The organism is Pseudonocardia sp. Cha107L01 (genome assembly GCF_052566575.1).
This window is the reverse complement of record NZ_CP199579.1, coordinates 7,821,903-7,846,931: the sequence shown is the minus strand read 5'-3', so window position 1 is coordinate 7,846,931 and position 25,029 is coordinate 7,821,903. Positions and strand designations below refer to the sequence as shown.

Genomic DNA, 25,029 nt, shown 5'->3' with positions numbered 1-25,029 from the left:
GCGGTCATGGAACTACGTCAGTTCGTACACTTTGTCGCGGTAGCGGAGGAGAGTAGCTTCACTCGGGCGGCGCGGCGGCTGCACCTGAGCCAGCCGACCCTCTCGGTGTCGATCCGCGGGCTGGAGCACGACCTGGGGGCGCGGCTGTTCGAGCGCACCTCGCACCAGGTGGCGCTCAGCGACGCCGGGCGCGCGCTCCTGCCCCAGGCGCTGCGGATACTCGACGAGGTCGACGCCGCCGGTACGGCGGTCGGCGACGTTGGGCGTGGACTGCGCGGCGTGCTCCGGATCGGCCTCATGCAGGGGTTGCCGCTCATCGACGTGGCCGAGATCTTGGCTCGGTACCACCGGGAGCGACCGCTGGTGGATATTCGGCCGCGGACCGCGTCCGGAGGGTCCGCCGCGCTGGCCGAGGCCGTCGGCGGCGGCGACCTCGACCTGGCGTTTGTGTCGCTGCCCGCCGGCCCCCCGGCCGGTGTCGCCCTCTTGCCGCTGGCCGCGGAGCCGATCCGGCTGGTGTGCCGACCTGATCACCCGCTGGCCGCCCGCACCTCGATCCCGATCCGCGAGTTGGGGCCGGTGAGATTCGTCGACTTCCCGACCGGGTTCGGCACCAGGGCGAGCGTCGAGATGGAGTTGGCCAGCGCCAACATCGTCCACGAGGTCTGCGTCGAGGTGCCGGATCTGTCGACCCTGGTCGAACTCGTCCGAGCCGACCTCGGTGTGGCCGCCCTGCCCCTGTCGCTGCTCCCGGGTAGGGGCCGGCTCGCCGTGGTCGATCTCGAGCCGGCGCCGACCTTCAGTGTTGCCCTGGCATCGCCGTCGCGGCGACGGCTGAAGGCTGCCGCGCAGGCGTTCGTCGATCTGCTGACGACGATGCTTCCCGCCCCGGCCTTCGACGAGCTCGAGTCACCGACCGCCGCGCTCACGCAGGGTTGAGCGGGCCGTCTCCTGGCCGGAGCGCAATGTGCTTGTACTCGGTGAAGTCCTCGAGTGCGGCGAGCCCGTTGAGCCTGCCCTGACCGCTCTGCTTGTAGCCGCCTTCCTCGAACTCGTCGTAGACTATCGCCCAGTCGTTGATCCAGACGGTGCCGGCCTGCAGTTCCCGGGCGACCCGCAGCGGCTGGTCTATGTCACGGCTCCAGACGCTGGCCGCAAGGCCGTACCTGCTGTCGTTGGCGCGGGCGATCGCTTCCGCCTCGGTGTCGAAGACCTCCAACGTCAGGACCGGTCCGAACACCTCCTCCCGCAGGATCGTCAGGCTCGGATCGGCTACCTCGAGCAACGTGGGGCGGTAGAACGCACCCGGCGCGAGCGGGCCGTCCGTCACCGGTCCGCCACGGACGATCGCCCGGGCACCGGCCTGGATGGCGGCGTCGACCATCTTGTCGACGCGGGCCACGTTGGCCTTGTCGATCATGGGCCCCATGTCGCTGGCGGGGTCCGAGGCCGGTCCAGGGCGAACCGCCGCCAATCGTTTGCCCAGCTGGGCGCGGACCTCGTCGGCGATCGAGCTGTGCACCAGCAGGCGGCTGCCGGTCATGCAGAACTGCCCGGCAAAGGTCGTCAGCGCCTTTTCCAGTACGGGCATCGCCTCGGCCAGGTCCGCTGTCTCGAAGAGGATCATCGGAGTCTTGCCCCCAAGCTCCAGGCCGAAGCGTTTGAGCTGGGCAGCGCCCACCGCGGAGATTGCCTTCCCGGTGGCCGTGCTGCCGGTGAAGCTGATCGTGGGCACCTCCGGTGACTCGATGATCGCCGCTGCCGCGTCCCGGTCGCTGGTGAACATGTTGACCACGCCGGCCGGTAGGCCCTCGGTCTGGGCGATCACCTCGGTGAACAGCCGGTTGATCTGTGCCGTCTCCTCGGGCAGCTTGACCACCGCGGTGCAGCCGGCCGCGAGCGCGGGGGCCAGTGACCGAACGGTCAGGATGACCGGAGAGTTCCATGGGGTGATCACCCCCGCCACACCCATGGGCTCGCGCAGCACCATGGAGATCCGGCCCGGCCGGACCTCGGCCGCTCGCCCGTACTCGCGCATTGCCAGGGCGGCGTTGTAGCGCAGCTTGGACGGAACCATGTCGATCTCCATCGCGGCTTCGGCCCTGACCTTGCCGTTGTCCAGCGCGAGGAGATCGATCAGGTCCTGGCGGCGTTGCTCGACGCGGTCGGCCATCGCGTTCAGCACCCGTGCCCGCTGCCGGCGGTCGGCCCGCCAGGGGCTGGTCCGGAACGCCTGATCAGCGGCCTGAATGGCCCGCTCGACATCCGCGCGGGAAGCGGAAGCGTAGCGACCGATCAGTTCACCCGTGGCGGGGTCGAAACTGTCGGCCTGGACCGCTGAGTCGGTCCACCTGCCATCGATCCAGTTCTGGGCGACGCCCTGCTCGGAATCCGTCGTTTCCGACATGGTTCTGTTGATCCTTTCAGGAGGCCGTAGGACTCCTACGGCACGAGCACGACCTTGGCGCCGCCGGTGCCGGACATCACCGTCCGGTAAGCGCGCGGGGCCTCCGCAAGTCGGAAGGTCACGGTCTTCGGTGCGCGCAGGGCGCCGGACTCGAACCCTCGGCGCAGCATGTCCAGGACGTCGGCGGCCTTGCTGAGCGTCAGATCGAGCGTGTTGACCCCGTGCACGGAGCGCTCGTTGCGATAGAGCTCCAGCACGTTCACCGACGCCACGGGGTTTCCCACGCTGGCGATGACCGTCGATCGGCCGCCGTGGCACAGCGTGGCGACGGCCGAATCGAACAGCTCCCCGCCGACCGTGTCGAGCACGACGTCCACGCCGGCCCCGCCGGTGGCATCCCGCACGGCGCCCACCAGGTCCAGCTTCGAGGTATCGACGGCGATGTCGACGTTGAGGTCGGCGGCCAACCTCAGGTCCGCGCCGATCACCCGGGCGCCGCGCCAGTGCGCGATATCGGTGGCCGCCCGGCCGACCACGCCGGACGCCCCGGTGACCAGCACGGTCTCCCCGGCTTGCACGTCCGCGCGCTCCGACAGACACAGCCACGCCGCGGCGTAGCTCACCCCCACCGCCGCCGCTTCGACGAACGACAGGTTCGACGGCTTTGGTCGAACCGAAGCCTCGGGCACCGCCAGGTAGTCCGCCTGCGTGCCCGGCCGCGCGACCGCGAGCTCCCCGCTGGTACCCCACACCTCCAAACCGCGCAGGTGGTCGGGCCCTTCGAGGACGATCCCGGCGTAGTCCCGGCCGGCGGTCCTCGGTGGGTCGACCGCGGGCGCCCCGCTCGCGGACCGGACCTTCCCGGCGAGGTTGGCGACGTCTACCGGGTTCACCGCTGCCGCTCTGACCTCGACCAGCACCTCGCCCGCCGAGGGTCTCGCATCGGCGACCTCCGCCACGACGAGGTCATCGGGTCCGCCGTACTTGATGATCCTGACCGCGCGCATCGGCGGTTCTCCTCTCGAGCGGTCCTATGACCAGTCGTCGAGTCGGTCCGTGGTCTTCGCCAGCCAGTCGCGGCCCAACGCGTACAGCGCTTCGGTTCGCGGGCCGGTGAGCCCCGGCATGTCGGTCTTGACCGGATAACCGATGCGGGTCTGCAGGTAGGCCAGATGGCGGTAGCCCACCGGGAAGCGGGCCAGCAGGCCTTCGTCGAGGCGCGGCCGGGTGCCGGGCTCGACGGGATCGATCCGGTCCCGTTCGTAGATCGGTTGGCGAAGTACCAGCCCCCACCGGCCGGCCCGCTGGTCGAGAAAGTCGACGAACCGACCGGTGCACACGACGTCGCAGAGCACGCCGTCGACCTCGGCCCGCTGGGAGATGGTCATCTTGGTCTGGGCGACCGCGCGGTCACCCGATACTTCTACGGTGGTGCCGCCGTGGGAGTGCAGGATGCGCACCCCCCGCTCCCAGCCCTGCCGGCTGACCTCGATGAACTCGTCACCGGTGCCCTGGAACCAGGTGGCCATCACCCGCCCCTCGGGACGCCAGACAGTGCGGAACCGTGCCCAGTCCCCGGCGTCGCGCCAGAGGATCCAGTTGTCGATGAGCGCGCGGATCTCTTCGTGATCAGAACCCATTGCTCGCCTGCCCGGGTCAGATGAAGAACTTGTCGGATGTCGGCGTGCCGTCCCGCCGGAGGTAGCCGTTGTGCGTCCGCTCCAGGCGGGTCTTCTCCAAGATCGCGAAGGCATTGTGCTTGGTGAGGACGTCGGCACCGTTGAGGCGTTCCTCCCACCGCATGCCGTTCGAGGTCTTCCGCTCGAGAACCTTCTTGGTCACGTAGTTGACCAGCGCGGCGAAGTAGTTCTCCTCGACGGCGCGGAACGCGGCCCGGTAGGGCCCGTCCATGCCGGTGTGGAAGTACTCGATCGGGATGGTTTCCAGGGCTTGCCGGGCGTAGCGGACGAGGTCGTCGAGGTACTCGACGCCTTCGACTACGTCGTCGCGGTTGCCGAGGCGCGACACGTGCCCGGACACCACGGTGTCGAAGTCGTACTCGAGTACCTGGTGGTGGGCCTGCTCCCAGCCGGCGAGGTTCTCCGAGGAGTCGCAGTCCCGGAACGTCACCCACGCCGGGCTGGCGATGTCGATGGCCGCGAGGACCTTCTGCTTGGGCAGGTAGGTGAAGATGTTGCCTTCGCAGTGGTTCTGGCCCTTGTACGACAGTTCGATCTTGACGCCGTTCACGTCCAAGGTGGCGTCGGTGGCGAAGGTGTCGGTCGGCAGCGGCCGGTAGGGGTCGGGGAACCGGGCGAGCAGGTCGCGGGTGCGTTCGTGGGCGACGATTTCGATGTTCGGGCCGAACATGGTGGCGGCGCCGATGTGGTCGGCGTGCCAGTGGCTGTAGATCAGGTGCGTGACCGGCTCGTCGGTGACCGTCTCGATGGCTTCGAGGAGGCGTTCCCCGACGGCGGGCGGGGCGTCCAGCACCACGACGCCTCGGCCGGTGACTACGAACATGCAGTCGTACCAGCCGACCGACACCCAGTACGCGCCGTCGCGGATCTCTTCGACGTGGTAGCCCTTCTCAATCCGGTCCGGCAGGAACAGACTCCCGTGGGAGTTCTCTGGTGGGGGTGCGAAATCCCTCAGGTCGATGAACGCCGCCCCCTTCGGGCCGAGGTCATCCACTAGCCAATGAGGCTTTGTCATGTCGCTCATCCTTTCTCCTTGGCTGTCAGATCTGATCGCAGATTGCGCTCTAGTCGCCCATCACGAGGACGGGTTTGATGACGCTCCCTCGGGAGGCGTCCGCAAAGGCCTGGTTGATATCGGCGAATTCGTAGGTCCGGACTAGACGATCGACCGGAAAGCGACCGGTTCGATAGAGCTCCACCAGCTTCGGGATGAAAATCTGGGGTTGGGAATCGCCCTGCGCGATCCCGCGCACCATCCGGCCGCCGTTCAGCAGGCTGTTCATGTCGATGGGTGCTTTCGTCCCGGCCGGCGCTCCACCGATGAGGGCGGCCACCCCCATCGGTGCGAGCAACTCGACGGCCATGGCCAACATCTGCGGCCGGGCGGTGATCTCCAATATGTAGTCGAACCCATCGGGCCGGATCTTCCGCAGTTGGTCGGCCACGTTCTCGGTCCGGCCGTCGACGGTATGGGTTGCGCCCAGTTCGGAAGCCAGCGCCAGCCGGGTCTCGTTGACGTCGACGGCGACGATCGTGGTGGCTCCGACGATGTTCGCCGCCATCACCGCGGCCAGCCCGACCGCCCCGGTGCCGAGCACCGCGACGGACTGGCCCGCCCCCACTCGGAGCGAGTTCATGACCGCCCCCGCCCCGGTCTGCAGCCCGCATCCCAGCGGTCCGACCAGCTCCAACGGCATGTCGTCGGCGACCCGCACGGTGTTGCGCTCGGACGCGAGCGCGAACCTGGCGAACGACGACTGGCCGAAGAAATGACCATGGACCCCGCCGCCGCCGTACGCGTTGCTGCCGTCCAGGCGAGAAGCACCGAAGGAGAGCTCGAAACCGTGTTGGCAGTTGGCCGGCGCCCCGGCCCGGCAGGCCCGACACCGGCCACACGACGGGAACGTCAGTGCCACGTGATCGCCGGGAACGACGTCGCGGACCGCCGAGCCGACGGACTCCACGATGCCGGCTCCCTCATGGCCCAAGATCACCGGAAGAGGCACCGGGTAATCCTGGCTGCGACTGTGTGCGTCGGTCTGACATACGCCGGTGGCGACGACCCGGACCAGTACCTCGTCGGGCCGAGGAGCCTGCACGCTCACCGTTCTCAACCGGAACTCGCCGTTTTTCTCTTCAACGACGGCGGCTTCGACATCCAGTGTCGGGGATGGCATAGCCTCTCACCTCATCCAGATCATTGATTTGCGCCTGAACGCGGCCGGATCAATCATGTACCAACTGTATCCCCGATTGACCGGTATTGATCTGGGCTTAGCATGAGAAGTTTGTATGCTGGCTATTTACGTGACCAATATTCGCGCCCTCGGCCGCACGGTTTCTGGCGAGGGCGGCGGGGAGCATGGCGCACATCAATGCCTGCAATGCACAGAATGAAAACCGGGGTCGCTCGGGAAGTGGTGCTCGACGACCTCGGTCAGTCCGATTCGACCTTCGAGGCCAACTCGGCCCGGATCGCGTCGTTGTGCGCGCCCAGCGCGGGCACGGCACCCATCACCGGTTCCCAGGCATCCGCCACAACCGGCGGGAGCAGGGCCTCGACGACTCCACCTGGCGTGTCGACCGGGCGCCACCTGTGCCGGGCCGCCAGCTGCGGATGACGGGTGAACTCGGCGGGCGTGCGCAGCCGGGCATTGGCGATGCCCGCCCGGTCGAACCGTTCGATGACCTGCTCGGCGTCCAGCTCCGCGAAGGCCCGCTCGATGATCGAGGTCAACTCGTCGTTGTGGGCCACCCGGTTGTTGTTGGTCGCGAAACGTGGGTCCTCGACCAGTTCGGGCAGCAGCAGGACATCGCGGCAGAGCACGGCCCACTCGCGCTCGTTCTGCACACCGAAGAACACGGTGCCCGCCCCGGTCCGATGCGGACCGTAAGGCGAGATCGAGGGGTGCCGCGCCCCGGTCCGACGGGGTGGTTGGCCGCCGTAGCGGGAGAAGTAGGCGGGCTGGCTCATCCACTCGCCCAACGCGTCGATCATTGCCACGTGCAGGCTGGCGCCCCGCCCCGTGTGTTCGCGGTCGTAGAGGGCGGCGAGGATGCCGCTGTAGGCGTACATCCCGGTGGCGATGTCGGCGATGGAGACTCCCGCCTTGGCCGGCGCGTCCGCGGTGCCGGTGGACGACACCAGCCCGGTCTCGCACTGCACGAGCAGGTCGTACGCCTTTTTCGAGCGATACGGGCCGTCGGGGCCGTAACCGGAGATCGCGCAGTGCACAAGCTCGGGTTGCGCCGCCCGGAGAGTCCGGGCGTCCAGCCCGAGTCGTTCGACGGCGCCCGGCACCAGGTTGTGCACGAACACGTCCGCCTTGTTGATCAGCGTGGCCAGCAGTGCCCGGTCGGCGGTGTTCTTGATGTTGAGTTCGAGGCTTTCCTTGCCTCGGTTCAGCCAGACGAAGTAGCTGGACTGCCCGTGCACGGTCTGGTCGTAGCCGCGGGCGAAGTCGCCGGCCCCTGGTCGTTCGATTTTGATCACGCGCGCGCCGAGGTCGGCGAGGTGGCGGGTGGCCAGCGGGGCTGCCACGGCCTGTTCGAGGGCGACGACGGTGATGCCGTCCAGGGGATGACGCATGGTGGTTCCTCGAAGGACGGGTCAGCGGGGGAGGGGGTGACGCTTGATCAGCTGTCGGGTGATCACCGTTCGCTGGATTTCGTTGGTGCCCTCGCCCACGATCATCAGCGGGGCGTCCCGGAAGTACCGCTCGACGTCGAACTCCGTCGAGTAGCCGTAGCCGCCGTGAATGCGCACGGCGTTCAGCGCGATCTCCATCGCCGTCTCGGATGCGAACAGCTTCGCCATCCCCGCTTCCAGGTCGGCGCGCTCGCCGGAGTCGTAGCGGCGGGCAGCGTGGTGCACCAGCTGGCGCGCGGCCTCGAGTTTGGTGGCCATGTCGGCGAGGTAGTTGCCGATGGACTGGTGCCGCCAGATCGGCGTGCCGAAGCTCTCCCGCTCCTGCGCGTATCGCAGCGAATCCTCTAGCGCTGCCCTGCCGACGCCGAGTGCCCTGCTGGCGACCTGGATGCGACCGATCTCCAGCCCGCGCATCATCTGCGCGAACCCGAGGCCCTCGGTGCGGCCCAGCAGTGCGGACGTCGGCACGCGGAAGTCGTCGAAGGCCAACTCGCAGCTCTCCACGCCCTTGTAGCCGAGCTTGGGCAGATCCCGCGAGACGTGGAAGCCCGGTCCCGGCTCGACCAGCAGGATGCTGATGCCGTGGTGCGCTGGCTGCGCGGCGGGGTCGGTCTTGCACAGCAGGGCCACTAGCCCCGACCGGCGGGCATTGGTGATCCACGTCTTCGACCCGTTGATGACGTACTCGTCGCCCTCACGCCGGGCGGTGGTACGCAGCGCCTGCAGGTCGGAGCCGCCGCCGGGTTCGGTCAACGCCATGGTGGCCCGGACCTCGCCGGTCGCCATTTTGGGCAGGTAGGTGTCCTTCTGCTCCCGGGTGCCGTAGGCCACCACGAGTTTCGACACGACGGTGTGCCCGCCCATCGCGCCGGCCAGGCTCATCCAGCCGCGGGCCAGTTCCTCGGTGACCGCCGCATAGCAGCGCGCTGACACCTGCGCCTCGCCCCACGGCTCGGGGATGGCCAGGCCGAACACGCCCATCGCCTTCATCTGCTCGATGAGCTGCTCGGGGTAGGTGTTGTTGTGGTCCAGCTCCCGCGCGAGCGGCCGGACCTCCTTGTCGACGAACTCGCCCACGAGCGAGACGATCTCGGCTTCTTCCTCGGTCAGTCCGTCCATCGCGGCGATCCTCTCCATCCGGTCCGGAGATATCATGAAACAGAATGGTGGGCGGAGAAAAATAGCGATCTGGCATACCTGCATGCGTGGCCGAGATGATTCGGGAGCACGATGGACATCAAGCAGCTCAAAGCCCTGGTGACCGTGGTCGAGGTCGGCAGTGTCACTCGGGCCGCCGAGCTGCTGCACCTGGTCCAGCCGGCCGTGACCCGGCAGATCCGGGCGTTGGAGCATGAACTCGGGGTGTCACTTTTTGAGCGGACCCGCCAGGGCATGCGTCCGACGAAGGCGGGCATCAGCTTGGCCGAGCGGGCCCGGCGCGCGCTGACCGAACTCGATCGGGCCCGCGCTGAGCTCACGCCGACCCCGGGCGCGGTCACCGGGATCGTCACCGTCGGGTTACTGGAGAGCGCGGCTGAACTGCTGGCCGAGCCACTGGTGAGTGCGGTGCTGCGCGATCACCCTGGCATCGAGCTGCGCGTATTGACTGCCTACTCGGGCCACCTGCAGCAGTGGCTCGACGACGGCGACCTCGACCTGAGCCTGCTCTACAACCTGGCCAGCACACCGTCGCTCAACGTGACTCCGCTCGTGCGCGAGCAGTTGTGGGCGGTCGCACCCGTCGCCGACGGCCTGAGCCCCGAGAGCCCGGTTCGGTTCGCCGACGTGGTCGCGAGGCCGATCGTTATGCCGACGCCGGGACACGGCCTTCACGCGTTGATCACCACTGGCGCCCGACAGGCCGGCGCGGAGATCAACGCTGTCGTGCAGACCAACTCGATGAACCTGCAGAAACAGCTCGTGCGCGGTGGACGAGGCTGGACCATCCTTCCCGCCGTCGGCATCGCGGGCGATCTCGACAGCGGCACGCTCAGCGCGGCACCGCTGTGCGCGCCCGAGGTCTGGCGCTCGATCGTCCTCGGCGTGCCCAGGACGGGACGGGTCTCGGCCGCCGCCGAGATCGTGGCACGGGAACTCGTTCGGCGGATCCGGTCGTCGGTTCGTAACGGACGATGGCCGTCCGCGCAGCTCCAGAACGGGTCCTGACTATCTCAGCTGATTATGCTTACTCCGGGGAGGAGCGCGGGCTGAGCGCGGGCACTCACCGGGTCAGGCTCACGGGACCCCGCCGCCCGGGCCCCCGCTGTTGCCGTTGCCGCCAAAACGGCTTCGGCGGCGGCCGGCCGTCCGACAAACGAGCTCCAAACCCCGTTGGAGGGTCCGACGACCAACCACCGGACGCCGAGACCGACGACCAGCAGCCCAACCGTGGCCGGCCCGACGCGCCGAGCCGAACCGGCAGAACAACGCGGTCACCCAACGAACGTAGTAACCGAGCGGTGGAAAATGTCTGTGCCTGAGACGTTGCCTTCATCTCGCCGCTCATCTGCAGCATCATCCCCACTCTCGCTCAGGCCCGCACCTGAGCCGAACGCGTGCGGAAGAGGAACGACGAACGGACCCAGCCGGCGCCCTACCACCAGCGGCGCCGTAGTTGATCAGGGTGTACGCGGACGATCCTGCACCGGAACCACGCCGGGAGCGCGGGCGTCCAGCTTCGTTGCGGGCTTGCCGGAGCTTTGCGACCGGTGGGTCTCAGCGGGAGGTGCCGCCGGCAGCGGCGCAGAGGGGGAGTTCGGCGTGCATGGTAGTGCCGGCCCTGGGCGGGCTGTGGAGGGCGATCCGGCCGCCGAGTGCCTCCACCCGGTCCTTCAGGCCGACCAAGCCCGAGCCGCCGCCGAGGTGCGCGCCACCGCGGCCGTCGTCGCGCACGCAGATGTGCAGCGTGCCCCCGCGGGCGGCCACCTCCACCTCGGCGGTGTGGGCGCGGGCGTGCTTGGCCGCGTTGGTCAGCGCCTCGGCCACCACGTAGTAGGCGGCGACCTCCACCGGCTCGGGCAGCCGCTCCGCCACCTGGACATCCAGGTGGACCGGGATGGCGGAGCGGCGGGCCAGAGCCCGCAGCGCTGGGTTCAGGCCGCTCTGGGCCAGGATGGCCGGGTGCAGGCCGCGGGCGATTTCGCGCAACTCCTCCAGCACGCTGTCCACCTCGGTGATCGCACCTTCCAGCCGCCCAGCCAGCTCGCCGGCCCCCGCCGGAGCCAAGGCCTGCGTCGACCGCAGTCGAAGGCTCAGGGACACCAGCCGTTGCTGGGCGCCGTCGTGTAGGTCGCGCTCGATGCGGCGACGGGCCGCATCGCCGGCGGCCACGATCCGCGCTCGGGAGGCGGCCAGCGCGCCCTGGGCTTCGGCGTTGGCGATCGCGGCCGCGACCAGCTCGGTGAACCCGGCCAGCCGCGCCTCGGTGCCGGCCGGCAGCGGATCGGAACAAGATCCCACGCTCATGACACCCCACAGCCGCCCGTCAACCCCGATCGGCACGTCCACCGACGTCTGGAGCTGCCAGTCGCGGGCGGCATCGGCAAATGCGCCCGAGGCGGCGGCGGAGTCGTCGATCCGCGTCGTCCGGCCCGTGTCGGAAACCAGCGCCTGGATGTTCCGTTCCTCGGGTTTCACGCGAAGCCCGACCGCCAGCGGGCGCCCGGAGTCAACCCGGGCCCAATGGCCGACGACCATCGCCAGACCGTCCGAGTCATACCGGCTCAAGACCGTGTAGTCGACCTTCAGCAACTGCCCTGCCTCGTCGGCGACCGCGGCGAACACCTCTCGCGGCGGAGCCGCCCGGGCCACCAGGGTCGCCACCCGCCGCAGCGCCGCCTGCCCGGCGGCGAACCCGCGCAGCTCCTCGCGGGCCTGCGCGTTGGCGATCGCAGTGGCGGCCAGCTCGGTGAACCCGGCGAGCCGCGCCTCGGTGTCCGCAGGTAGCGGCTCATGGGTGGAGCCCACGAAAATGGCACCCCACAGGCGGCCTTCGACGCTTACCGGCACGGCGACTGACGCGCGGACGCCCAGCTCGCGGGCGAGGCCGGCGGCTGGGCCGCAGGCGGCGGCATAGTCGTCGATGCGCGCCGCCCGGCCGGTCTGGAACACCAGTGTGTACAGGTTCCGCCCGCCCAGGGGCGTGCGGGTACTGACGGGGTGGGCAGCGCCGGTGCCGCTCCATGTAGCGACCACCCTCGCCGCGCCATCGGGGTCATAGCGGCTCATCCTTGAGTGTTGGGCCCCCAGCAGCCGACCGGCTTCCGCGGTGACCGCGGCGAACACCTCCTCCGGGGGCGCGCCGCCGGCGACCAGCGTCGCCACCCGCCGCACCGCCGCCTGCTCCTCGGGGAAACCGAGGACAGTGATCTCCAACCAGCGCTCCTCTCCCGGGCGCGATACAGCTTGCTCGCGTCGCGGTCAGCTCAAGACCACCCGGGCCAGGAAGGTGGCGCTTCCCAGAACCGGTAGTCCTCGACTGTCCAGGTCGAGCATGTGGTCGTCGTCGAGGGAGTCTGGCCTCGCTCGAGCCGCGAGTGGACCGGTCCGGGGCGCTCGGCAACGGCTGCCACCGCCTGTGTCACCTCCGTGGCGTCGGCCACTCGACCACCGTGAGCGTTCACGGTGAACTCGATCGGCGTCCCGGCATCCGCGCGATTCAGGTAAACGCAACTTGGCGTTGTTGTCATGATTCCCCTTGCTCACGATTCGCTGCGTGGCTTCATCGGTGCCCAGCATGACGGCGGCTAGCGCACGACGTCCAAGCCACATCGTCGCTAACTGCTATCGAGCAAATCGATTACCGCGAGAACGGACCGCAGCCACTCTGGGATCCGCGGCGTCGGCTATCGCCAGATGCGATTGCAGCTATCTCGAGTTGGCACGCGTTCGGGGCAGCGCCCGACGCCGAGCGAACGCTTTGATGGTTTTCAGCCGGAGCAACTGGACCTACCCGCCGACGCACGCGGGCCAAGTAATCGCCTGAGTGCCCGAGAGGACGCACGGCGGGAGACCTCGGTGCACGGCAGATCCGGATCAACTGTCACGAAGGAGCAAGGACCATGACGGATGTTCTCAGCCGTCCCGACGGGGGACTCGCGACGGGCCAGTGGGCTGAGGCGGCCCGCAAGTATGCCGTCGAAGCGCTCGGGACGTTCTTTCTCGTCTTCACCGTCGGAGCCGCGGTGCTGAGCGGTAGCACGTACACGCCCTTGGCCGCCGGAGCGGTGCTGATGGCCATGATCTATGCGGGAGGGCACATCTCCGGCGGGCACTACAACCCAGCCGTCACGATGGCTGTCCTGCTTCGGGGCCGCATCCAGATCGGCGAGGCCATCGCCTACTGGATCGCGCAGTTCGCGGCCGGCGTTCTCGCCGGAGCGGTGAGCCACGCCGTCGTCAATCCCGCGACCGTTCGCACTCTGACCCTCTCCGGTCACGCCTTCACCGCGGCCGCGTTGGCGGAGCTCTTGTTCACCTTCGCCTTGTGCTGGGTTGTACTGAACGTGGCAACCAGCCGGCAGCAGTCGGGTAACGGCTTCTTCGGTCTGGCGATCGGTTTCACCGTCACTGCCGGCGCCTTCGCGGTCGGCGGTATTTCCGGCGGGTCGTTCAACCCGGCCGTCACGTTGGGCGGCGCGACCGGCGGCATGTTCGCCTGGTCGACGCTATGGATCTACTTCCTCGTAGAGCTCGGTGCCGGGGCACTGGCCGGTCTTGTGTTCCGTGCCCTGAACCCCGCCGACAAGTGAGTTCGGCGCCATCTAGAAAAGCCACCTAGAAAAGGAGACTGTGCATGACCGACACGCAGCCCAGGCTCACGACGACGGATGCCGGCATCCCTGTCGCGAGCGACACGTTCTCGCTCACCGTTGGCCCGGACGGCCCGATCCTGCTGCAAGATCACTACCTGATCGAGCAGATGGCCAACTTCAACCGGGAACGGATTCCCGAGCGGCAGCCGCACGCCAAGGGCCACGGCGCGTTCGGCTAGCTCGAGGTGACCAACGACGTCAGCGAGTTCACGCGGGCCGCGGTGTTCCAGCCCGGCACCAAGACCGACACGCTGGTCCGGTTCTCCACGGTCGCGGGAGAGCGGGGCAGCCCGGACACCTGGCGTGACCCCCGCGGGTTCGCGGTGAAGATGTACACGTCGGAGGGAAACCTCGACATTGTCGGGAACAACACCCCGGTGTTCTTCCTCCGCGATCCGATGAAGTTCCAGCACTTCATCCGCTCGCAAGTGACGTGGCTGATGGGCGATCGCGGCATCCCGCGTACCTGGCGACACATGAACGGCTACGGCAGCCATACCTACAGCTGGATCAACGCCGCTGGCGAGATCTTTTGGGTGAAGTACCACTTCATCACCGACCAGGGCATCGAGTTTCTGCCCCAGGCCGACGCAGACGAGATGGCCGGCAAGGATGCGGACTACCACCAGCGCGACCTTGTCAACGCCATTCGGCGCGGTGAGTACCCGAGCTGGACGCTGAAGGTGCAGATCATGCCGTTCAAAGAGGCCAACACCTACCGGTACAACCCGCTCTGACCAAGGTGTGGCCGCAGGCGGACTACCCGCTGCACGAGGTAGGCAAGCTGGTGCTCGACCGCAACGTGGCCGACACGCACGCGGAGATGGAGCAAGCGGCGTTCGAGCCGAACAACCAGGTGCCCGGCACCGGCCTCTCGCCAGACCGCATGCTGCTGGCCCGAGGGTTCTCCTATGCCGATGCGCAGCGTGCCCGGCTGGGAGTGAACTACAAACAGATCCCGGTGAACTCGCCGAGGTCAAACGTGCACAGCTACTCCAAGGACGGTGTTATGCGAATTCGCAACGCCACGGATCCCGTGTATGCGCCGAACTCCTACGGCGGGCCGCGAGCCGACTCCAACCGTGCCGCCGGGGTGCGCTGGCACACCGACGGAGACATGCTCCGCGTCGCGTACACCCTGCGCCCGCAAGATGACGAATGGCGCCAGGCCGGCACACTCGTGCGTGACGTGCTCGGCGGCGCGGCGCGCGAACGACTGGTCGGCAATATTGTCGGCCACTTGCTTAATGGCGTGAGTGAGCCCGTGCTCCAGCGTGCCTTTGAGTACTGGCGCAACGTTGACAAGGCTCTGGGTGACCAAGTTGAGAAGGGCGTCCGCGCCGGACAGGGGTGATCTGCTCACGCCACCCGGAGGGCCCGGCGCTGTCGGGCGACGGGCCGTCCGAGGCGTTGCCGTACTCATCGAGCGGGCGATCAGTTCGTGGCGCGCCGGGGGATTGGGCTGAACATCTCCTCGACCATAGTGACGAAAGCCTTCGTGGCGGCCCGCGAGGCGGGCTTCTTCGACGCGATGAGTGACACCTCGAACTCGATCGCTGGCTCGGTGCGGTGCAGAGCCGGTTCCGCCCCCGGGAGCGCCGAGGTAATGACAAAGGCAACCCCGAGTCCGCCAAGCGCTAGCTGGCGGGCTGTCGAACAGTCCGCCACCTCGATAATGATCTCGCGTTCGAGATGACGCTCGCTGAATACCTGGTCGACCATCCTACGGATGCCCCATCCCTCCGGATAGTCGACGAACGCTTCGCCGCCGAGGTCGTCGATAGCGATCGTCTCCTTGCCGGCGAGCGGATGATCGTCGGGGGTCACCAAGGCAAGTGGCTCAGAGCTCAAGGGGGTGACGTGGACATCTTGCGGGTACGCGTCCGGGAGCGTGACGAACGCGATATCAAGCCGACTGCGCTGCACCGCGCGAAGCAACTCGCGGGAACCACGCGGTTCGACACGCACCTCCATCTGGACGAGGGGCCACCGCCGCCGAAACGTGATGAGTAGATCGGTGAGCGCGCCGAAGGCGAGCGACTGCAGGATGCCGATACGAAGCCTTCCGCGTATTCCTCCCTCGACATCCGCCACGGCTTCCTCTGCCTCGTCAGCTGCCCGCAGCACCTTGCGTGCCTCGACAAGCAGGACTTCTCCGGACTCAGTCAATACCACGGAATGTCCGGTTCTTCTGAACAGTTCGGTATGAAGGCGCCGCTCGAGCGAGCGCACAGAGGCCGACAATGCCGACTGGGCGATGGGAATCTTCCGCGCGGCTCGCGTGAAGCTGAGTTCCTCTGCAACGACCATAAAATGGCGAAGCTGACGAAGCTCCAACATATTGACCCACCTTAGGCGTCGTGCCGCTGGTGCGGAGAGTTTCGAGGTTTCTGCGCCGGCCGCCACAGGCGAGCCCCCAGGAGTGTACGCATCCTGGTCAAGGCAGCCCGATGGCTGCGCAGGCAATCCGCGCCGGTCCGGGGCGCCAATCCGGTGGGCGCAGTTGAGCATCCGGGCCGGGAAAGAGGCCCACATCTCCGGCACCGACCCGCTGCGCCTCGCGCTGGTCTTCGGCATCGGCCACAGGTTCCGGAGACACCGCACAGTGGCACGCAAAGCCATGAACTTTGCACCGAAAGCTCGCCGCCGCCACCAGCCACCGTGCGCTCGACACCGCAGGACCTACCTACTCGCCGTTCGATGATCCAGCGGTCACAGCCGGCGATGCCGGCTCCGACACGCTGAGTAGCGCATGGACGGCGGCGCGCACCCGGTCGGCGATCGCGTCGGGGATGGAGGTGTCGAGTTTGCCGTCGAGGTGCAGGAATGCCAGGCCGTGCACCAGCGCCCACACCGCGGTCGCCAGTGCATCCGGATCGGCACCGGGAAAGGCGTGCCGAACGATGTTGCCGACGTAGACGGAGATGGCGGCGGTCGCGACCACCCGTTCCTCGCTGCTCGGATCACAAGGCTCCACGAACATCACCCGGAACAGGGCCGGATGCTCGAGCGCGAATTGAACATAGGCGACGGCGACCGCAGCCAGGTCGTCGGACGTCGAGGGCGAGGAGTGCGCCGCGGCCAGCTTCTCGGCCAGTTCGCGATACCCCACCGCGGCCACCGCGGAGATCAGCGCGTCGCGATCGGCGAAGTGGCGATAGGGGGCCGAGGGAGACACGCCGGCACGCCGCGCCACCGCCCGCAGCGACAGCGCCGCACTGTCCTCCTCGAGCAGCTCTCTCGCGGCACGCACGCACGCGGCACGCAGATCGCCGTGGTGGTACGAGTCACTCGCCTTCGGCATCACTACCCCAGCTATGTTGACAGTGCTCACATCGCTCCATAATGTAAACGCTGCACACATCATAGTCGATCGACAGGAGGCCACCTGATGCCGAGTGAACTGTTCTCGCCACTGCGGCTGCGGTCCGGGCCGATTCTTGGCAACCGCATCGCGAAAGCGGCCATGGAGGAAGGCATGGCCGGCGACGGGCAGCTTCCGGACCAGCGGCTGTTGTCGCTGTATCGACGCTGGGGTGCTGGGGGTGCCGGGCTGCTGATCACCGGCAACGTCATGGTCCACGCCGAGGCGCTGACCGGCCCCGGCGGCATCGTGCTCGACGATGCCTCTCCGCTGGAGCCGTTCGCGGAGTGGGCCAAAGCCGGCAAGGCCGGTGGTGCGGCGGTGTGGATGCAGATCAACCATCCCGGCCGCCAGGTACAGGCCACCATGCCGGGAGTCGTATGGGCCCCCTCGGCGGTGGGGGTCGAACTGGGCAGGCACAGCAAGCGGTTCGCCCGGCCGGTCGCCATGACATCGGAGCAGATCGAGGCCACTGTGGCGCGGTTCGCCGCGACCGCGGCGCGCGCCGAACGTGCCGGATTCGACGGTGTGGAGGTTCACGCCGCGCACGGTTACCTGCTGTCGCAGTTCTTGTCTCCGCTGGTCAACAAGCGCACTGACGAGTGGGGCGGATCGCTGGAGAACCGCGCCAGGATGCTGTTGGACGTGGTGCGGGCGGTGCGCGCCACGGTATCGCCGGCGTTCGCGGTTGCGGTGAAACTGAACTCCGCCGACTTTCAGAGAGGCGGTTTCAATGCCGACGACGCGCGGCGGGTGATCGCCATGCTCGAGCCGCTCGGTGTCGACCTGGTGGAGTTGTCAGGCGGCAGTTACGAAAGCCCGGCGATGTCGGGCCGCGCCACCGACGACCGTACTCAAGCCCGCGAAGCCTATTTCCTGGATCTGGCGATGGAGCTGGTCAGGACCAGCCCGCTGCCGTTGATGTTGACCGGTGGGATAACGCGGCGGGCAACGGCCGAGAACGTCTGCGCCGGCGGTGTCGCGGTGGTCGGTATGGGCACCGCACTCGCGGTCACTCCGGATCTTCCGAACCGCTGGCGGGAAGGTCGGGAAGCGGATGGGCAGTTGCGGCCGGTGACCTGGTCGGACAAGACTCTCGCCTCGGCGGCCGGGATGGCGCTGGTCCACCACCAGATGCGACGGATAGCCCGAGGGCACGAACCCGCGCTCGGTACCCGCCCGGCCTTTGCGCTGGTTTCCGACCAGCTGGCGCAGTGGCGCGCGCTGCGCGCCTACCGCTCCTGGCTGCAGCGGAGGTCAGCCGAGTCGGTGTCCGCTCCGAGCCGCAATACCGCAGTTGGCCAACAGGCATGAATCCGTGTCGGGGGGCGCTCCGGCGCCGGAAGCGGCTCCGGCCACGAGTCCACTGCTCGGCCGCACCGAGTATGCACTCCTGCTCTCCGCTCCGATCGCCGACATCGGCGACGCTCCCGCGGACGTAATACCGGCCGCCCCACCAGGAGGTATTCGGCTAGCTGGGAGATCACGCTGAACACCTGTCCAAATAACGATCCGCCATCGGGACAGTCACCGCCCGCTGTCGGCCTCGAGCCGTCACCATGGGCTGCGGTCGTTACCTGGGACGTCGATAGGCTGCGGACTGAAAGGATATGGGGAGCCAGGTTGCAAGACACCGAGTCCCTGACTACCAATGGACGAGCACCTTGCCGATGACCTGGCCGACCTGCCCGCGCTGCTGGAGGCCGTCCGCCAGTACGCCGAAGACGTGCTGGCCGGTGTCGACTCCCGGCCCGTCGTCAACGGCGCGCGCCCCGAACCCGCTCCCGTTCCCGTTCCGGAGCGTGGCGCCGGTCTGCGAGCCGCGCTCGACGAGTTCACCCTCCGCTGGGCGCCCGGCTTCTCGGGGAGCGCAGGCCCGCGCTACCTCGGCTTCGTCGTCGGTGGCACGACTCCGGCCGCGCTCGCTGGCGACTGGCTGACCAGCACGTTCGACCAGAATGTCCATAGCGCGAGGGATTCCGCGGCGACGGCATTGGAACACGAGACGGTCGACTGGCTGCGCCAGCTTTTCGGCCTGCACCCCGACCACGTGGGCGCGTTCGTGTCCGGCGCGACGATGTCCAACCTGGTCGGCCTTGCTATCGCACGGGAATGGCTCGGCGAGCGGCTCGGTGTGTCCGTCGCCCACGCGGGAGTCGGCGCGCTTGGTGCCGCCACCGTGCTTTCCGGCGAACCGCATTCAAGTGTCTACAAAGCACTGTCCGTGCTCGGCATGGGGCGAGACAGCATGCGGCTGGTGCCGAAACTGCCCGGTCGCGAAGCCGTGGACGTCGACCGGCTCGCCGCCGCACTGGATGCGCTGGGCCGTCCGGCGATCGTCGTCGCCAACGCGGGCACGGTCAATACTGTCGACTTCGACGACATCGCCGCGATCGCCGCGCTGAAGGACCGGTTCGACTTCTGGCTGCACGTGGACGGCGCGTTCGGCGCGTTCGCGGCGCTGTCCCCTGAGCACGCGCACCTGGTCAACGGCATTGCCGATGCGGATTCCGTGTGCGTCGACCTGCACAAGTGGCTCAACGTGCCCTACGACTCCGCCGTCCAGTTCACCCGCAGGCGAGACCTGCAGGTCGCCGTCTTCGAGAACGCCGCCGTCTACCTCGGCCTGCCAACGTCCGTCCCGGACTTCGTGCACCTCACCCCGGAGACCTCTCGGCGGCTGCGCGCACTTCCGGCGTGGTTCACACTCACCGCGTACGGTCGCGACGGCCATCGGGAGATCGTGGAACGCGACGTCGCTGCGGCGCGGCGGCTCGGCGAGCTGCTCGCCGGCCTGCCGAACGTGCGCCTTCTCGCGCCAGTCCGGCTGAACGTCGTCTGTTTCGCCGTGGACGGATTCACCCCTGATCAGGTCGCCGACGCCGTTACCGCAGGTGGCGAAACGTTCCTCACGCCGACCTTGCTTGATGGCATGCCCGCGCTGCGCGCCGCGTTCAGCAACTGGCGTACCACGTCCGCCGACGTCGACCGCGTATACCGTGCGATCGCCAACGCCGTCGCTGGAACCTGTACCGGTGCGCCATGAAGCTGGACGCTCACATCGGCGACGGAAGGTCGATTCAACTGCGGGTCGAACACGTCGCGGACATGTTCGACATGATCGTCGGTTACAACGACGAGATCGCCAAAGCCTGCGCCAGCAAGGACCTCGAACGCCAGGAAGCGGTCCGCTACCAGCGCCCCGTCGGCGCGCGCCCTCGAGGCAAGGGATCGGCACGACCCTGCGCAAGGCACTCATACGACGCGATCCGCCAAGAACTGATCACATTCAACGCCGACAATGGGTGGAACTGCCCTCGGAGAACCGGCCACCGGCGCTGGTCTGGACCCAGAGCGGGCTGCGCTGGATCGACATCAACCTCGACGCCGCCAGCATCGAGGTCCTCCGCCAGATCGTCCAACACGGTTGGGAACTAACCAGACCGCGCCGAAGACCGAGGAATCCATGGCCTCTGTCGCCCTGGACCCCGCCACGGTGGCTGTCCTCAAGGAACACCGCACCCGCGCGGCTGAGCACGGCCACCGGGTTACCGGCCGGCGCGAACCCCGCGATCTTCACCGGGCAGGGCTGAGTGAAGCGGGCGGTCTGCACTTCACCTTCGCCGACCTCGTCGAGAGGATTCGAAAGGCTAGTGGCTGGCGTTGACCTCGTGGAAGATGCCTGGCTCGGGCCTTCGGCCTGCAGACTTCTAGCTGCGGCCACGCCGGCCGGGCGCTTGCTGTGCGGGGCGCGTGCGGCATGGTCGGCTCACGCCCGCAAGTAGACCGCACCGTAGTTCGACGGTAACCGCACCGCGGCCCAGTCTCCGGCTTGCGCGACCCGCAGCTGCGCGCTGCCGTCGATCCCTCGGGCGCGGCCTGGTTCGGAGCTGGGGCGGTGTCCGGTGCCGTTGCCGGTGGCGCCGTGGGTGGTGCGGTGGGAGGCGAGTCGGGCAGGGTGGTGGGTGCGGTGCCGGGGTGGGGTGGGGCCGCGGCGGGATCGGGCGGGACGGTGGCCGGGGTTGCCCGCTGGAGTGGTTGGGTGCGGGGTGCTGGTCTCGGCAGGCCCTGCGGGGTGCTGGTCTCCGCCAGGCCCGGCTGGCACAGGCGGCGCCAGCGACGGGGCACCCGTGGATTCCGCGGGGCCCGGCCGGCTGCCGGGGCTGATGCTTGGTGAGCTGGGCAGGGCCGCCCCGAGCTGGCGAGGTGGCTCCAAGGCAGGATGCCCAGTAGTGCGCCTGCGGTGATCAACCACCGAGCCGCTTGCTCGAATGAGATCCGCGGGGATGGGTGCGCCGGTTTCAGGTTCGGCTGGAGGAGACCAGCGGCGTGATGGCGCACGGCTTCTCCACCGCCGACTTCCGGTACGGCCCGATCGCCGTGTGCGCCCCGAGGCTCCCGCCGTGCTCCTCGCAGGCTCCGGCCCGGCCGACCAGGACACGCTGCGCTGCGGCCCGAGCGCGGGTCGGTTGGCCGGTGCTCGGCCACGCCGGCGAGTGCCTGCTGGCCACCGTGCGCGGCCAGCAGCTCGCCCTGGCCCGGTGCCAGGCCCACGGCATCGACCCCGACCAGCCCGCCGGCCTGAGCAAAGTCACGCTGACCCACTGAACCGGGCCCGGGCGGCGCCGGGCCAGGGACGTCAGGCCCTCGGCCGGATCGTCGCGCCGCCGAAGATCAGACTCTGGATCATCGGGCCGGCCAGGAAGGAGTGCGGGAAACCCCGCTCGACCGCGCTGGCCTTGTCCAGGGCGGCCAGCTGGCTCTCGGTCAGCTCGACGTCCAGCGCGCCCAGGTTGTCCTCCAGCTGGGCAAGGGTGCGGGCTCCGATGATCGGCGCGGTCACCGCCGGGTTGGTCAGCGTCCAGGCGATCGCCACCCGGGACGGCGAGCAGCCGTGCTCGGCGGCCACCTGTTTGACCACGTCCGCGATGGCCAGGCTGCGCTCGGTCAGGTAGCCGTTGCCGGCGGCGATCTCGCGGCGCGAGCCGATCAGGTCGGCGCCCTCGCGGGGCGCCAGGTCGGCATGCGTGTACTTGCCGGACAGCACCCCGCTGGCCAGCGGCGACCACAGCAGCACACCCAGCCCCAGCTCGGCGGCCATCGGGATCAGGTCCCGCTCGACGGTCCGCTCGATCAGGCTGTACTCGATCTGCAGCGCGATCAGCGGCGCCCAGCCCCGCAGCTCGGCGATCGCCTGCATCCGGGACACCTGCCAGGCCGGGGTGTCGGAGATGCCCAGGTACACCACCTTGCCGGCGCTGACCAGGTCGTCCATCGCCCGCAGGATCTCCTCGACCGGCGTCAGCCCGTCCCAGGCGTGCAGCTGGAGCAGGTCGAGGTAGTCGGTGTTCAGCCGGCGCAGGCTGTCCTCGACCGAGCGGACCATGTTCTTGCGGTGGTTGCCGCCGGAGTTGGGGTCGCCAGTGCGGGTCGCCATCGTGTACTTCGTGGCGATCACCAGGCTGTCGCGCTTCTCGGCGGCGAACTCGCCGAGCAGCCGCTCGGAGGTGCCGTTGGTGTAGTTGTTCGAGGTGTCGATGAAGTTGCCGCCCCGGTCGACGTAGGTGTCGAAGATCCGGCGGGCCTCGTCCTGATCGGCGCCCCAGCCCCAGTCGGTCCCGAACGTCATCGTGCCCAGCGCGACCGGTGAGACCCGCACGCCCGAGCGGCCCAGCAGCCGGTAGGTGTCCAGGGAGATTGTGCCAGCCACAACGGCCTCCAGAGATCGCGCACGGTGTCCGGTCGCGACTCCATCGGCCCGACCACTACGACCAGCGTGCGGCAGCCGGCGCGCGTTATTCAGTGTGCGGTAGTGCTAGGAAGTCCGTTCCTAGGAGACCGCCCAGCTCATCGGCGTGACCGCAGGCCGGGATGTGATCGTCGTCGGTCGGGTATCCACCCGATCTGTGAGCCGTCCTGGCCCGTGCGGGTGGGCATACCCCCCGCGGTGGCGCACTGCTCCCAAGCCCGCCCACAAACACAGCAGCTCGCCGACGCGGCCAGGTATGGGCAGGCGTCTGCCAATGGCCGCGCTGCGCGGGATGCCGCCGTTGGAGTCCTCCAGGCTCACGATGGAGCGGGTCTGGGTGGTCCGGGGTAAGGGTTGACCAAGCCGGGCCGCTCCGAGTGGGCAGCGTGCGGGATCGGCTCGCGCCAGCGGATCCTGGCGACTTGGGGCACGGCCCGGCCTGGTCGACTGGCTAGCGCAGCACGAGGCCCCCGTCCGCGCACAGCACTTGGCCGGTCATGGCCGTGGCTGCATCGCTGGCGAGGAACGCGACCGCGGCGGCGGTGTCGGCCGGGGTGAGTGGTCGTTTGAGGGCCTGCCGGGTGACGGTGGCGGCGAACTCGTCGTCGCTGTTCACCGTGCGCGCCGCCGGGGTGTCGGTGAGGCCGGGTGCGACCGCGGTGACCGTGATCCCGTCCGGGCCGAGCGCGCGGGCCAGGGTCCGCATGATGCCGGTCAGTGCGCCCTTGCTGGCGATGTAGGGCAGCAGCATCGGGGCGGGTGGGTCCCACAGGGTGTCCGAGGTGATGAACACGATGCGCCCGAAGCCGCGCTCGGCCATGCCAGGGGTGAATGCCTGGGCCAGCCACAGCGCGGACTCGACATTCACCGCCTGGACATGCCGCCAGGTCGCCGCGTCAACCTCGGCCAATGTTGCGGCGTTGAAGGCCGCCGCGGCGTGCACCAGGACGTCGCAGCGCCCGTACCGCTGGAGAACCTCGGCGGCCGCCCGGCGCGTGTCGGCCTCGAGGGCCAGGTCCGCTGAGATGTCTGCGTCGCGGTCGACCACGACAACGCGGTAACCGCCCGAACGGAGCCCCGCCACGATCGCGCTCCCGATCGCCCCCGCGCCGCCGGTAACCACGGCAACGCGCTCGGCATCCCTCCCACCGGACCCGGTCGTCATGGCTTGAGTACAACCTTCCCCGTCGTGGCGCCGTTCTCGAGCAGGCGATGGGCTTCGGCCGCGTCGGCCAGCGGGAACGGGTAGGTCTTGGGGGTGTGTAGTTCGCCCGAAGCGATCCACCCGACCAGTCGCTGCAACGACGCGATGGCCTGGGGGAGCCGGTGCTCGAACCAGACACCCAGGTTGAAGCCGGTGATGATCTGGCTCGGCGCCGGGTCGTAGAGCAGCGGCACCAGGTCTGTGGTGTCGAGGCCGTGGACGGTGCCGGCCACCGAGCCATAGTTGATCAGACGACCGAAGGGCGCCAGGATCTTGAGGGCCTGCCCGAGGTGGGCCGGCCCGTGCATCTCCAGTGCGATGTCGACACCCCGACCGCCGGTCAGTTCGAGGACGCGGTCGGTCCAGCCGGGCTCGAGGTAGTCCACCGCCTCGTCGGCGCCCAGTCCGAGCGTGATCTCCCGCTTCTCGGGTGTGCTGGCTCCCGCGATCACGCTGCCGGCGCCGAGGAGCTTGGCGATCTGGACGGCGTAGGTCCCGACCCCGCCGGCGGCGGCGGGAACGAATACGGTCTCTCCGGCGGCCACCTGTGCCACGTCGTGCAGTAGCACCGTCGCGGCGAGACCGGAGACGACGATGCCGGCCGCCGCGTCGGGGTCCAGCCCGGCCGGGATGGGGATGAGGTTCGCGGCGTAGGCGAGCGCGAGCTCGGCGTAGCCGCCCGAGGCGTCGGCGCCGACGGTGCCGAACACGGGCGTGCCGACGGGGAGGCCCTCGACGCCGTCGCCGAGGGCGGCGACCGTGCCGGCGACCTCGGCCCCGGGTACGAACGGCAGCGGGGTGGGGACCGGGTACACGTCGCCGCGGCGGCGCATCAGGTCGGAGAAGTTGACGGCGGCCGCGTCCACCTTGATCAACACCTGGCCCGGGCCGGGCTGCGGGTCGGGCAGCTCGACGAGGCGGAGCACGTCGGGGCCGCCCTGCTCGGTCATCTCGATCGCTTTCATGGTCGCTCCTTCGTAGCCGGCCGGACTTCGCCGTCCCAATTTAACTGTCCAGAACAGGTAACTCGGCACTGGGTCGCGACATTCCCCTAGTTGCTGTGTGTCGTGCGGCACAGGCAGGATCCGACGAGCCGTGGTGCTCGAGGTTCACTGCAGGCTGGACGGTTACGATGGTTGTCGT

Annotated in this window: 19 protein-coding genes and 1 pseudogene; 7 read left to right on the top strand and 13 right to left on the bottom strand. The window is 68.7% G+C overall.

The features are described 5' to 3' along the window. Window positions 1-6 precede the first annotated feature (6 nt). Window positions 7-939, top strand: a complete 933-nt coding sequence (locus tag ACTXG6_RS37075) for a LysR family transcriptional regulator (protein ID WP_445183987.1) — start codon at window positions 7-9, stop codon at window positions 937-939. On the opposite strand, the gene ACTXG6_RS37070 is transcribed toward ACTXG6_RS37075, so the two are convergent. The 7 genes from ACTXG6_RS37070 to ACTXG6_RS37040 all read right to left on the bottom strand — a co-directional run bounded on the left by ACTXG6_RS37070 (window position 926) and on the right by ACTXG6_RS37040 (window position 8,875). Beyond that, window positions 926-2,407 (bottom strand): aldehyde dehydrogenase family protein, encoded by a 1,482-nt coding sequence (locus ACTXG6_RS37070; RefSeq protein ID WP_445183986.1) that lies wholly within the window; start codon window positions 2,405-2,407, stop codon window positions 926-928. The two genes, ACTXG6_RS37075 and ACTXG6_RS37070, sit on opposite strands and share 14 nt — an antisense overlap. Window positions 2,408-2,442: 35 nt before the next feature. After that, window positions 2,443-3,414 carry a quinone oxidoreductase family protein gene (locus tag ACTXG6_RS37065; protein ID WP_445183985.1) on the bottom strand — a complete coding sequence of 324 codons (972 nt, stop codon included), beginning with the start codon at window positions 3,412-3,414 and terminating at the stop codon, window positions 2,443-2,445. 24 nt (window positions 3,415-3,438) lie between these two features. Then, window positions 3,439-4,047: a nuclear transport factor 2 family protein gene (locus tag ACTXG6_RS37060; RefSeq protein ID WP_445183984.1), complete on the bottom strand. Its 609-nt coding sequence runs from the start codon at window positions 4,045-4,047 to the stop codon at window positions 3,439-3,441. A 16-nt stretch (window positions 4,048-4,063) separates the two neighbouring features. Further along, entirely contained in the window at window positions 4,064-5,131 is a 1,068-nt protein-coding gene (locus ACTXG6_RS37055; protein WP_445183983.1) for an MBL fold metallo-hydrolase, read from the bottom strand. Window positions 5,132-5,171: 40 nt separating this feature from the next. Next, window positions 5,172-6,284: an NAD(P)-dependent alcohol dehydrogenase gene (locus tag ACTXG6_RS37050; RefSeq protein ID WP_445183982.1), complete on the bottom strand. Its 1,113-nt coding sequence runs from the start codon at window positions 6,282-6,284 to the stop codon at window positions 5,172-5,174. Window positions 6,285-6,544: 260 nt separating this feature from the next. Then, window positions 6,545-7,696 carry a CaiB/BaiF CoA transferase family protein gene (locus ACTXG6_RS37045; RefSeq protein ID WP_445183981.1) on the bottom strand — a complete coding sequence of 384 codons (1,152 nt, stop codon included), beginning with the start codon at window positions 7,694-7,696 and terminating at the stop codon, window positions 6,545-6,547. Window positions 7,697-7,717: 21 nt separating this feature from the next. Next, window positions 7,718-8,875 carry an acyl-CoA dehydrogenase family protein gene (locus ACTXG6_RS37040; RefSeq protein WP_445183980.1) on the bottom strand — a complete coding sequence of 386 codons (1,158 nt, stop codon included), beginning with the start codon at window positions 8,873-8,875 and terminating at the stop codon, window positions 7,718-7,720. A gap of 111 nt (window positions 8,876-8,986) precedes the next feature. Here ACTXG6_RS37040 and ACTXG6_RS37035 point away from each other — a divergent pair, with 111 nt between their 5' ends. Further along, window positions 8,987-9,922 (top strand): LysR family transcriptional regulator, encoded by a 936-nt coding sequence (locus ACTXG6_RS37035; protein WP_445183979.1) that lies wholly within the window; start codon window positions 8,987-8,989, stop codon window positions 9,920-9,922. Window positions 9,923-10,471: 549 nt separating this feature from the next. On the opposite strand, the gene ACTXG6_RS37030 is transcribed toward ACTXG6_RS37035, so the two are convergent. After that, complete coding sequence (locus ACTXG6_RS37030; protein WP_445183978.1) at window positions 10,472-12,130, bottom strand: sensor histidine kinase; 1,659 nt, start codon at window positions 12,128-12,130, stop codon at window positions 10,472-10,474. A gap of 686 nt (window positions 12,131-12,816) precedes the next feature. Here ACTXG6_RS37030 and ACTXG6_RS37025 point away from each other — a divergent pair. Both ACTXG6_RS37025 and ACTXG6_RS37020 read left to right on the top strand, forming a co-directional pair. Continuing rightward, complete coding sequence (locus tag ACTXG6_RS37025) at window positions 12,817-13,506, top strand: MIP/aquaporin family protein (RefSeq protein ID WP_445183977.1); 690 nt, start codon at window positions 12,817-12,819, stop codon at window positions 13,504-13,506. A gap of 44 nt (window positions 13,507-13,550) precedes the next feature. Further along, window positions 13,551-14,923: pseudogene (locus tag ACTXG6_RS37020) on the top strand (catalase). Window positions 14,924-15,003: 80 nt separating this feature from the next. Here the strand turns inward: ACTXG6_RS37020 and ACTXG6_RS37015 are convergent. Beyond that, a complete protein-coding gene (locus ACTXG6_RS37015) occupies window positions 15,004-15,909 on the bottom strand; it encodes a LysR family transcriptional regulator (protein WP_445183976.1) in 906 nt (301 codons plus the stop codon). Window positions 15,910-16,255: 346 nt separating this feature from the next. Further along, window positions 16,256-16,873, bottom strand: coding sequence for a TetR/AcrR family transcriptional regulator (locus tag ACTXG6_RS37010; protein ID WP_445183975.1), 618 nt, complete (start codon window positions 16,871-16,873; stop codon window positions 16,256-16,258). Between the two features lie 87 nt (window positions 16,874-16,960). Here ACTXG6_RS37010 and ACTXG6_RS37005 point away from each other — a divergent pair, with 87 nt between their 5' ends. The 3 genes from ACTXG6_RS37005 to ACTXG6_RS36995 all read left to right on the top strand — a co-directional run bounded on the left by ACTXG6_RS37005 (window position 16,961) and on the right by ACTXG6_RS36995 (window position 21,541). Then, the gene (locus ACTXG6_RS37005; RefSeq protein ID WP_445183974.1) at window positions 16,961-18,247 is read left to right on the top strand and encodes an NADH:flavin oxidoreductase/NADH oxidase family protein; all 1,287 of its coding nucleotides are present in this window, start codon (window positions 16,961-16,963) and stop codon (window positions 18,245-18,247) included. Window positions 18,248-18,584: 337 nt separating this feature from the next. Then, a complete protein-coding gene (locus tag ACTXG6_RS37000) occupies window positions 18,585-19,979 on the top strand; it encodes a pyridoxal phosphate-dependent decarboxylase family protein (RefSeq protein WP_445183973.1) in 1,395 nt (464 codons plus the stop codon). Window positions 19,980-21,223: 1,244 nt separating this feature from the next. Next, a complete protein-coding gene (locus tag ACTXG6_RS36995) occupies window positions 21,224-21,541 on the top strand; it encodes a hypothetical protein (RefSeq protein WP_445183972.1) in 318 nt (105 codons plus the stop codon). Window positions 21,542-21,572: 31 nt separating this feature from the next. On the opposite strand, the gene ACTXG6_RS36990 is transcribed toward ACTXG6_RS36995, so the two are convergent. From ACTXG6_RS36990 to ACTXG6_RS36980, 3 genes are all read right to left on the bottom strand, one after another. Beyond that, window positions 21,573-22,643: an aldo/keto reductase gene (locus tag ACTXG6_RS36990; RefSeq protein WP_445183971.1), complete on the bottom strand. Its 1,071-nt coding sequence runs from the start codon at window positions 22,641-22,643 to the stop codon at window positions 21,573-21,575. A 490-nt stretch (window positions 22,644-23,133) separates the two neighbouring features. Beyond that, the gene (locus ACTXG6_RS36985; RefSeq protein ID WP_445183970.1) at window positions 23,134-23,847 is read right to left on the bottom strand and encodes an SDR family NAD(P)-dependent oxidoreductase; all 714 of its coding nucleotides are present in this window, start codon (window positions 23,845-23,847) and stop codon (window positions 23,134-23,136) included. Then, window positions 23,844-24,851, bottom strand: a complete 1,008-nt coding sequence (locus ACTXG6_RS36980) for a quinone oxidoreductase family protein (protein ID WP_445183969.1) — start codon at window positions 24,849-24,851, stop codon at window positions 23,844-23,846. Before ACTXG6_RS36980 ends, ACTXG6_RS36985 begins: the two co-directional genes overlap by 4 nt. Window positions 24,852-25,029: the final 178 nt, after the last annotated feature.